Source organism: Edaphobacter aggregans DSM 19364, from assembly GCF_000745965.1.
Classification (GTDB): domain Bacteria; phylum Acidobacteriota; class Terriglobia; order Terriglobales; family Acidobacteriaceae; genus Edaphobacter; species Edaphobacter aggregans.
Window position 1 is genome coordinate 1 of the sequence record NZ_JQKI01000167.1, and the last position, 10,090, is coordinate 10,090.

The following is a 10,090-nucleotide window of genomic DNA, read 5'->3' on the forward strand; positions in this document are numbered from 1 at the left end:
CCGTTTACCACGGCGAGCACGGAGTGCGGTCCTTGAAGGAACTGGCGCGGAGCTATCTGACCATCACCAAAGACCAGGCGCGTGTCATGACCCGGGTGAAGGCTGTGTATCGAAGCTGGGCTATTCCCTGCGCGGGGAAGCAAGTCTATGGACAGCGCCATCGCCTGGAGTGGCTGGGCAAGATCCAAGAGCCCGGCGTGCGCCGCCGGGCAGAGTTCTACTACGCAGAGTTGGACGCTTTGCGCTCGCTCCGCTTAGTAGTGCGGAGCGAACTTCTGGAACGGCCCGGTCTTGATGGCGGCAACTGCTGAGGCGCTCTTGAACAGATTCTTGAGATCGGGATTGTGATTCGAATTGAGTCCGCGAATCGATGACTGCTTTTTGGATCGCTGCAGCTGACTTTCCTTCTTATAGAACTTTGCGGGAAGTTGGTAGGAGCCAAACTGCCATACCCTAATGTCTAAGGCTTCATGCAAGTATTGGTCCTGTCTGCGCTTTTGCTAATCATCGGCGGCGCTTCATGGATTCGGGACCCGCTCCTGGAGTGCCGACACCCTTTGTGGTGATGCTCAGGCCTGGCGGGACCGTGCTCCGTGTCTCTTCCTCTGAATCATTTGCTCGTGGTTGTGAAAAACTGTAAGCCGAAATGGAATGGCAAATGAAGATCCGACTACTGATCCTTACAATTTTGGCCCTATTTATTGTGAAGGCGACAGCTGCACAGCCTAAAACTGATTCCCAAGCCGCCCAAGAAAACTGCACGTTGGCTCCAAGTATCGACATCACGAAGGGGGCGCCGCTGATTTATGGGGACCCCTATCTGATCTTGTCGCTTGAATTGAAATTCGTTGTGAAAGCAACGGGCAAATCAGTAACACCCAAGCAGTTCATGTCCATTATTACTGGCAGTGGCTCGAATATCCTTATCCTGAACATGCGTGGGGAGCATGGGTAGATGGAGAAGAGTTGATGAATTGTGCTCTTCCGGACGGAAATGTGCTCAAAGTTCCCGAGCTTCTCGTGAAGCCACGAGGCTGGTATGACGGGAAATATGCTCACTCTTCTTGGCGCAAGAACCCACATTTTGACCGCTTGGAGATCATGATCGACCAGGGCCGCGGGGATTTCTCTCGGATCATTGTTCTTAAAAGCGATTTGAACAAATATCGTGTGTCGGAGGCGACGGTCGAATTATCGAGCGGTCCGCCGAATGTTAAATTCGACCAGAGGCGTTAGCCTCTAGAAACAGAGGCCTGAGTAGCTAGGCCAGTTTTTAGCGCAAGAGAGAATCATGGTGTACCCAGTGCTATCCACGATCTGTTCAGTCCTAGCCTACTTCTCGCTTAGAGCTTCTAGACAGAGAATTGCGACAATCAATCGCAACCCTTGATTGCCCGCCACCGCTAGCGAACTTACTTCGCGGGAAACGGGGTTATCGGCAATTTCACCCGGACCGGAGATCACTAGCGCGAACTTGGTCAAGAGCAGGCTTTCCCGTAAGCTTAGTTGCAATGAAGAGGCATGATCTATGGTGGTGGCTTTCGACACCTTATAGCCTTACTTTTGCCGCCTTAGTTGTTGTGTTGCGTCTTCCTCTGGCTGGTGTCGCGCACGCACTGGCGCTGTTCTTCCTCGTCGGCATCCTCTGCACCCTCTCTTCCCTGGCGTGGCTATTATTGGCAGCGTACAAAGCGCTAAGGACAAATCGCTCACTCTTTGGGGAGGATGTACTCAGAAGGGTGTTGGTTGTGGTCGCTCTTCTTGCGTGGGCGTCCATGTTCGCGCTTCCGCAATGACTGCCGTCGAACCTCCTTGAAACGGGGGTTTTGAGAAAGTTCCCCGCAAGTTACCGAAATCGAGACTTTCCGGGAAGTTTGTTTTGGGCGAACATAGAGCTATGGCAGAGAGCAAGATGACGAGAATGTCTGATGACTTTCCCAACGACGAGAACGGAGATGTGCTCCGCCGCATGCAGCAAGACGGCGACGACTTCACGAAACCTAGGGATGTTGACTTCAGTGTCGTCTTTCCAAGCAAAAGTTCCGCTGAAGAGTTTGCGGATCACTTCAGACGAAGCGGCTTCAAGGTGGCCGTCCAAGAGTGCGATGGTGAACGAGAACTGCCTTGGGATGTAACAGTCACCCGTTATATGCTCCCCACTCATGCAGAAATCACAGAAGTCGAAAACACCCTTGAAGACGCAGCCGCTCCACTGGGAGGAAGCAACGACGGGTGGGGCTGCTTTCGTCAGTCGGTCCAGCACTAGCTAAGACGGTTCCGATCCCGCAAAACGGAGTTTTCGGAAAGTTCTCGCCGAGTCACGCATTCAGAATCGATTAGTCCCGACAAGTCGGACTCTGGGCTGTCTGAACCTCCGAAAGGATCGGAGACTGGACACACCTCATGCAGGCCACCCCGCCGTTCGCATCGGAAAGAATGTGACTTTCACCTGCACCTTGCCCGTATTCAGCTTCTGGTTGACGAACTTCTGGAGCTCTTCCAGTGCCTCGTACATCACGCCTCGGGGCTGCCCATTGTCGTAGAAGAAACTGATCGTTCACAGTGAGTGGAATCGGCCATACGTAGCAGCGTTCAGCAGGGGTAGCCGAAACCAACAATCGAGCCGAGAGGCTGAGAGGTTCCTCTGACTAACTCAGCTTAGGTTCATTTCCTCGATGCACAAAAATCAGAGCCCACAACTCCTTACGGCCGAACACGCGGCCAATCTCCCTGAACCCGAAGAACGGTAATAGCACGACAAAACACATCACACCCACCGACAAGAGGCCCCTTAGACTTCCTCCCAATATTGGCGGAAAGCTCTCCGCGATCGTATGCCCATGCCACACTCCCACCAGGATGCTCTCTACAATGTGAAAGCAAATGAGCACCACTGTGAAGATGAAGCACTTGTGCAGTATTGGATAGATCAGTGGCCAATCCTTGAACCGCGTTCCCAGGTTAAAGTGCTCACCGAGGAGCAGTACTTTTGCAAAAATGAATGCGTTGATAATCGCAAAGGCGTGCTCCGGATAGTCCAGGTGTTGCTCGGCCAGGATGATGCTCTTGTGGATCGACAGTAATCCAAACACTACCCAGAGATAGAGGAAGATCACGAGAAAGCGCTTGAGTTCGTCGGAAACTCTCTCTTTCAAATGGCGCCGCTGAGGAAGTGGAACGCTTTCGCCCATGGAATCTCCTCTGATGTTGCGGAGAATATTTCATAGTGACTCAGGCAGAATTTCCGCTTTAGATCAAATCAGATCTGACGAGAGCCTGACTTTGCGACATAAACCAAAGCACCGGCAGAGAACGCCGCATTGATGAAGTCAAGGTCTTCATGAATGGTAAGGAATACTACCCTCACCCGACATTGACTTGCCTTAAGGCTTAAGGCTTAAGGCTTAAGGCTTAAGGCTTAAGGCTTAAGGCTTAAGGAACGACGCGACTGAAGTCCATCCATGGCCAGCAGCAAAATATCCGTCACCAACAGGTCGGGATCGTAGAAAGATACCGCTCAGCCGCCTGCCCGTTTCCAACTGTTGCGACAATTTCGAATTCCTCGCCGAGTTCGCTGCGTCTTGCCAGCATCGCCTGATGATCGACAGCCAGAAAAACTCGCATCTTTGGCACAGTTCACCTTCGCATGCCTATGCTTAAGACTATCCTTTGCTTGCGGGGCGTTGACTACTGTCACTTGCGACAGTAGTCAACGAGGATCTCGTCCATGGCCATTTTGGAAGGGGATCTTTATACTCACGGCCTCACTATTCGTTGTGCTGATCCCCTTTTTCTGCTTCAACGAGCTGCGGCGTGTCGTCGGTGAAAGGTTCGTGGACGCTTTTCCCGACCGCGGCATCTGCTGAACCTGCCCACCTCAGGGGGCGTAAAACGGGCTTCCGGTTGTCCTTTAGCCACACCCGTTCCTGAGCTTATCCGCATGATAAGAATGCTCGCTACAGGATGAATTCGGGATCGCCCTTTCTGAAATTGAGCGATTCAAGGTCGAACCACTCGTTATTACCAAAACGCAAAATGGGAATTACGCCAACTTCGCCCGTCCGGGTCGTTCTGACCTCGAACTTGCCGAAATGGGGACTTTCAGGGATCTAGATAAAGGAGAACTGCTGGACAAACGTCCCGACGACTTCAGCGAGCAACCTCTGCAGAGCCGCGAAGAACGATATGCGGCTGGCAAGGCATTGCGCAACCGCCTGGAACGAGAGCAGCACAGTAAATGGACGACGCCGAAAGACCGTAGAGATCCAGTCAAAATGGTAGTCGAATCGAGCAAAGGCCGAATCCCGGAACTCCTGCCCATTCGCTATGGCCGCATGATGGTATCGCCGTTTACTTTTTATCGTGGCACCGCAAACATCATGGCCGCCGATCTTGCGTTGACGCCGGCAACAGGGATACGAGCGCAGCTCTGCGGCGACTGCCATTTGCTCAATCTCGGCGGGTTCGCAACACCCGAGCGCCGCTTGATCTTCGATACGAACGACTTCGACGAAACGCTGCCGGGACCGTGGGAATGGGATGTGAAGCGATTAGTTGCCAGCTTTGTTATGGCTTCCCGGTCCAATGGGTTTTCTAAATCCGATCAGCGTGACGCAGCGCAGACCTGTGCACAGTCCTATCGTGAACATATGACTGAGTTTGCGAGTATGCCAACGCTCGATGTTTGGTATGCGGATATCGATGTTAACAAGGCGATGTCTTCTCTGCATGATAAGGCGACACGGGCTCGAGTGCATAAGCATATTAGAAAGGAGATGGCGCGCCAGGTCACGGAGCACGAATCACCGTCGATGATCCAGAGGCACAATGGCGAATACGTCATCAAGGATAATCCCCCCTTATCTATCACCATCAGCACATCAACGTTGCGGCGAACCGAGAAAATATCGAGCAGGCCTTCGTCCACTACCGCGCGGCGTTGCCGGACGATCGTAAGGCCCTGCTCGACCGCTATCACCTAGTGGACTTTGCGCTGAAGGTAGTGGGAGTAGGCAGCGTGGGCACGTTTAGCGCTATCGCCCTTCTTTTGGCATCAAACGACGATCCCCTTTTTCTGCAGATAAAGCAAGCGGGCCCATCGGTTCTGGAACCGTATATCGGTAAGAGTATCTACACTAATCATGGAGAGCGCGTGGTGACAGGTCAGCGCCTCATGCAATCTGCGAGCGATATCTTCCTTGGCTGGACTTATGGCAACCAGGGAAGGCAATTCTACGTCCGCCAACTTCGCGACATAAAGATAAAAATTGTCGTGGAAGCTTTCAATCCGACGACAATGCTTGATTATGCGAGGCTATGCGGTTGGACACTGGCGCGCACCCATGCCAAGTCTGGCGATTCCGGGATGATCGCTGGATATCTCGGAAAGGCCGATGTTTTCGATCGTGCCGTCACTCAGTTCAGCGAACTCTATGCGGATCAGGTCGAGCGCGATCACGCAGCGTTTATGCGGGCCATTCGCGAAGGGCGGATTGAGGTTGAGGCAGAGCGCTGAACTTCGCGCAATTTGGCTATGGCTACCAGTTCGTTGACTATCGTGTAGTGCACGTAAAACGAGGTTTTCGGAAACTACGGCCCCATCGAGGAGAAGGCCACACTTGAGCAGTTGCTCGCATCGCGTTCTGGTGTTTATCACCCTAGAGCTAGACTTTTCGAACGAAGTGCTTTTCGAAGAGTTCTTGCGCCCTTTGCACGCCTGCCTCCGTCATTCTTACGGACTTTGCCTTGCTCTGAGGGTCGGAAATGTATCCTCTCTTGTAAAGGCGCTCCATGGCGCTCCAGTGATGTCCCTTCCAGGCGCGCATGCCTATACCATCCTTGAAGGTTGTCAGGTGTAGGAGCGCGAGTATCATTTCGTCGACCTTGTCTTCGTCATATTCCATGGAGACCTCGCCCTGATCGCTGCATCGTGACCTCCGCATTATGCCAGTGGAACAAACCTCCAGTCCAAGCCACCATGAAGACTGCCGAAGGTATCAGTCGCAGATGGCTGGTGACGAACTTTCCTTCTTATAGAACTTTACGGGCTGTATGATTCTGGACGAGGTTTTAATAGAACGGAATGTGTAGACAACGACGCAACTAATGCAGATCAGCCACCCGTTTTGGTTCTTCATTCCGATCATGGCTCTATTCGTGGGAATCCAATTTCTTACGAATCAACGACGCAAGCGGGGATTGGCGCCACAAGACTGGCCCAAAGTGGCTTTGGTTGTTCTGCTTGTGGCGCTCTGCCTGTTGTTCGTGTTCGCCAAGTTCAAGTAACTGGGCTCCGCAAGCTGAACTCCCGGGAAACGGGGTCATCGGCAACTTCAATCGAACTTGCCGAAAACCGGGCTTTCAGGAGCTGACAGTTCAGGACTTCTATGCATCGCAGTTCTATGAACAGAGAGCAAATTGCTATTGCTATTCGGTCCTCAAAGCTTGCGATGGATTGGTTGAGGCTGCGCGCTGAGCTGGGATGAGTCCAGCAGCTGCGGCTGCCGCGGTCAGTGTCAGGGTGGCGATGGTGAGGACGGCGGGGCTGATGCCCTTGGATTCGTAGAGCTGAGATTGGATGTAGCGGACGCAGAACCAGGCTACGGGGATGCCGATGAGGCAGAGACCGATGGCGGTCTGGAGCATGGCTCCGCGCATGATCATACCGACAACGGAGCTGCGGTTTGCGCCGAGGGCCATGCGGATACCGATCTCGGAGGTGCGGCGGGCTACGGTGTAGGCGGTGACTCCGTAGAGGCCGAGAGTGGAGAGCAGAAGAGCCAGGATGCTGAAGAGTGTCATGAGGCGGGTGATCATGCGGTCCTGGGTGAAGCGGTCGGCGATTTGTTCGTCGAAGGTCTGGAATTTGACTACGGACAGGTTTGGATTGATGGCGGCGAGGGTCTCGCGGGCGAGCGACTGCATGTTGTCCATGGGACGGTCGGTCTGGACGACGATGGCCCCGGCGTAGAGTGACGTGTCCTTATCGATGGGGCCCTTGCGTGCATTCTCGGGGATGCGTTGGGTCATGGGGATGAAGTACATGTGGTGGTTCTTCCAGGTCGCGGAGGTGTATGCGGTGTCTTCGACAACGCCGACGATCTCAAAATCTCCTGAGGATTGCGTCCCGGGTAAGCCGAAATGGCGACCGATCGGGTTCTCGCCGGGCTTGAAGAATCTTTTGACGAAGGACTGATTGACGACGGCGACGGCTGGTGAGGTTGAGGTGTCCTGGGTGGTGAATCCTCGTCCCATCAGGACGTGGGTTCCTACGGAGTCGAAGTATTCGGCGTTGCCCCTGACCCAGGACGCGCCGTCGTTTAGGAAGGGCTGGCCTTGGATTTGGACGCCTTCGCCCGTGTTGTTGGCCTCCATTGGGGTGTTGGAGGAGATGCCAACCTTTTGGACGCCGGGGATGGCGTGGAACCGGTCTTCGATAGTTCGATAGAGGGCTTCAACCTGGATGGGGGAGTAGCCCGCTGCCTGCGGGTTGAAATGGACGATGTATCGGTTCGTCGGGTTGAGCTTGAGATCGATGTTCCTGAGCTTATTCAGGCTTTGGATAAACATGCCTGCTCCGACCAGCAGCACCAGGGCGAGAGCCGACTGCAGCACGATGAGGCTGCGCTGCAGGAGTGAGGCTCCGGAGGTGGTGGTGCGGGTCCCGCTGCGGAGAGCGTCGGCTGGGTTTGCGTTAGATGTGATCCATGCAGGAGCTATGCCAAAGAGGATGCCGGTGAGGAGCGAGATTCCGAAGGCAAAGGCGAGCACTACTCCGGAGGGGCGGGCGTCGATGGGGACGTTCTGCGTGCCGGGGAAGGCCATAGCGAGAAGCATGCGAGTGCCCGCGTAGGCGACGATGAGGCCGGCCATTCCGCTGATGATCGAGAGGACGATACTTTCGGTGAGGAGCTGGCGGACGATTCTTGTTCGCATCGCGCCAAGTGCTGTTCGGACGGACATCTCTTCGCGGCGATTCATCCCGCGGACGAGGAGAAGGTTGGCGATGTTGGCGCAGGCGATGAGGAGTACGATCCCGGAGATCCACATCAGAAGCTTAAGTTTGGAGGCATAGCTGTCCTGCATGTCCTGGATGCCGGCGCCGCCGGAGGACAGAACTACCTTCGCTCTAGCCAGAGCGCGCTTGCCTTCTGCGTCTGAGAAGGTTGTAGTGGTTGCGAATGATTGCCGGACCAGTTCGGAGACTTTGGCCTGGAGTGGGGCGATGGCTACGCCGGGTTTTACGCGACCGATGATGTAAAGCCAACGCTTACTAGGCTCGTGTACGAAAGTAGAGTTGGCCAAAACCGGCATGGATTCGATGGGGAGATAAAAGTCGGGCGGGGTGCTGGACAGGCGATCGCCATAGAACCCTTTAGGAGCAATACCTGTGATGGTGACGGCCTTGGTGTTGATCCAGAAGGTGCTGCCGACGACGGAGGGGTCACCGGCGTAATTGTTCTGCCACATGTCATAGCTCATGATGGCGACGAACGGTGCGCCTTGAACGTTGTCCGCGTCCGTGAAGAGACGTCCGATCTGCGGCTGAAGACCGAAGGTGCGGAAGTAGTTGCCGGAGACGAATTCGCCACTGACGGAGCGTGCACTCTCCTGAGCCTTGTCGCGTCGAGCGATGATTTGACCGATGCCAGCCTGCATGGCGGCTAATTCTTCAAACTCCGGTGCATTCTTCTGCAGCTGGTGCCAGGTGTCGGTGGCGAACAGGGCGTAGCTGCCGTCGTCAGCCCCTCCGGAGTTTTCCGTTCCCCAGTTGACGCAGCACTCGTTGGTGTTGCCTATACGGATGAGGGTGGAGGGGTCAACGACGGGGAGATTTTTGAGCAGGATGGAGTTGACCAGGGTGAAAATAGCAGCGTTGGCTCCTATGCCGAGGGCGAGGGTCAGAACGGCAGTCACGGTGAAGCCGCGGCTCTTTCGGAGCTGCCGGAGGGCATAGCTGACGTCTTGAAGAAGAGCTTCGAGGAAGAAGCTCGGACGTTGTTCGTGGGATTGTGCTCGCACGCTCCCAATTCCCCCGAAGGCTAGGACCGCTTTTCGGCGTGCCTCCTGTGGCGTCATTCCGGTCGCGATGTATTCCTGGGCCTGCCGTTCGATGTGGAACTGCAACTCGTCGTCTATTTCACGACTAGGTTTTGGAGAGATCAAAAAACGAAGGCGCGTCAACCATTCTTTGAACATCTATCCTCCTACTTCAGCACCAAGGCGATTGCTGTTGAGATACGGCCCCAGTCTTCGAGCTCAGCCTGCAGTTGCTTCTGCCCAGTCTTGGTTAGCGAATAGTATTTCGCCTTGCGGTTGTTTTCCGAGGCTCCCCACTCGGCATGTATCCACCCCTTGTACTCCAGCCGGTGAAGAGCGGGGTACAGCGACCCCTGTCCAATCTGAAGTGCATCCTTCGATACCTGCTGAATTCGTTGCGCGATACCCCACCCATGCATTGATTCGAGGGCAAGTGTCCTCAATATCAGTAAATCCAGCGTTCCCTGCAGGAGGTCTGTAGTTGGCATGGCTCCCCTCGACATCCAACAAGAGAATGCTCTACCGACCTGTCGAATGTCAAGGGGTAAGATTGTCGAAACGGCGCGTCCTGTTCATCACACATGGCTGACGGTGAGCGATTGGCTCTGTCGCTCCCGGAAAATAGGCTTTTCGGAAACTTTATCCGAGTCTCACCAAGAATCGATGAGTTCCAAAGTCGGCTTCTCTTCAATAATCATCGAAAAGTTCCAGCATCTGGTCGATTTGTGAGTTTCGTAACAGTCCCCCACCGGTGTTTCCGACCCGCGATAGATGAAACGTGCAAGGGAGTTGGTGTAGAGTGTTTTCGCGTCGTGGGCATAGAGGTCGGTATGAGATTGGTGCGCATCAGCCCGTGTAACAGTCGGACCCGGAACCCCTTGAGCACCCCGGATTGTCGCCACGGGCGGTTTACCGCCCCGGAGCACGCTTTCTAGATTTCTTCAATCGGGGCTCCACGCCAGCGGCGCAGAGGAGGAGCGATGGAACTTCTGCATCCGCATTGCGCTGGTCTCGATATTCACAAGGAGACGGTGGTGGCCTGCGTTCGTCA

General features: G+C 54.6%; 8 protein-coding genes and 1 pseudogene. 5 read left to right on the forward strand and 4 right to left on the reverse strand.

Translation table 11 applies throughout. The annotated features are described in order from the left end of the window. The 4 genes from Q363_RS27865 to Q363_RS27885 form a co-directional block, all read left to right on the forward strand. Positions 1-311 (forward strand): hypothetical protein (locus Q363_RS27865; protein ID WP_035357192.1); only part of this gene is annotated, 311 nt, incomplete at its 5' end. Between the two features lie 347 nt (positions 312-658). Continuing rightward, the gene (locus Q363_RS27870) at positions 659-955 is read left to right on the forward strand and encodes a hypothetical protein (RefSeq protein ID WP_035357194.1); all 297 of its coding nucleotides are present in this window, start codon (positions 659-661) and stop codon (positions 953-955) included. 14 nt (positions 956-969) lie between these two features. Continuing rightward, a complete protein-coding gene (locus tag Q363_RS27875) occupies positions 970-1,236 on the forward strand; it encodes a hypothetical protein (protein ID WP_035357197.1) in 267 nt (88 codons plus the stop codon). Between the two features lie 661 nt (positions 1,237-1,897). After that, the gene (locus Q363_RS27885) at positions 1,898-2,266 is read left to right on the forward strand and encodes a ribonuclease E inhibitor RraB (protein WP_064742744.1); all 369 of its coding nucleotides are present in this window, start codon (positions 1,898-1,900) and stop codon (positions 2,264-2,266) included. A 382-nt stretch (positions 2,267-2,648) separates the two neighbouring features. On the opposite strand, the gene Q363_RS27890 is transcribed toward Q363_RS27885, so the two are convergent. Next, on the reverse strand, positions 2,649-3,191 hold the full coding sequence (locus Q363_RS27890; RefSeq protein WP_035357201.1) for a hypothetical protein: 543 nt from the start codon (positions 3,189-3,191) through the stop codon (positions 2,649-2,651). Between the two features lie 1,146 nt (positions 3,192-4,337). Between Q363_RS27890 and Q363_RS44885 the strand changes: the two are divergent. After that, positions 4,338-5,515, forward strand: a pseudogene (locus Q363_RS44885) (DUF2252 domain-containing protein). A gap of 148 nt (positions 5,516-5,663) precedes the next feature. Here the strand turns inward: Q363_RS44885 and Q363_RS27900 are convergent. The 3 genes from Q363_RS27900 to Q363_RS27915 all read right to left on the reverse strand — a co-directional run bounded on the left by Q363_RS27900 (position 5,664) and on the right by Q363_RS27915 (position 9,527). Next, positions 5,664-5,903, reverse strand: coding sequence for a DUF6429 family protein (locus Q363_RS27900; RefSeq protein WP_035357213.1), 240 nt, complete (start codon positions 5,901-5,903; stop codon positions 5,664-5,666). 523 nt (positions 5,904-6,426) lie between these two features. Then, entirely contained in the window at positions 6,427-9,198 is a 2,772-nt protein-coding gene (locus tag Q363_RS27910) for an ABC transporter permease (RefSeq protein WP_035357205.1), read from the reverse strand. A gap of 8 nt (positions 9,199-9,206) precedes the next feature. Then, entirely contained in the window at positions 9,207-9,527 is a 321-nt protein-coding gene (locus Q363_RS27915) for a PadR family transcriptional regulator (RefSeq protein WP_035357207.1), read from the reverse strand. Positions 9,528-10,090 lie beyond the last annotated feature (563 nt).

Excerpts from the sequence above, each read along its gene's own strand:
- Q363_RS27870 (WP_035357194.1), top strand. The coding sequence starts at position 659 with ATGAAGATCCGACTACTGATCCTTACAATTTTGGCCCTATTTATTGTG.
- Q363_RS27875 (WP_035357197.1), top strand. The coding sequence starts at position 970 with ATGAATTGTGCTCTTCCGGACGGAAATGTGCTCAAAGTTCCCGAGCTT.
- Q363_RS27885 (WP_064742744.1), top strand. The coding sequence starts at position 1,898 with ATGGCAGAGAGCAAGATGACGAGAATGTCTGATGACTTTCCCAACGAC.
- Q363_RS27890 (WP_035357201.1), bottom strand. The coding sequence starts at position 3,191 with ATGGGCGAAAGCGTTCCACTTCCTCAGCGGCGCCATTTGAAAGAGAGA.
- Q363_RS27900 (WP_035357213.1), bottom strand. The coding sequence starts at position 5,903 with ATGGAATATGACGAAGACAAGGTCGACGAAATGATACTCGCGCTCCTA.
- Q363_RS27910 (WP_035357205.1), bottom strand. The coding sequence starts at position 9,198 with ATGTTCAAAGAATGGTTGACGCGCCTTCGTTTTTTGATCTCTCCAAAA.
- Q363_RS27915 (WP_035357207.1), bottom strand. The coding sequence starts at position 9,527 with ATGCCAACTACAGACCTCCTGCAGGGAACGCTGGATTTACTGATATTG.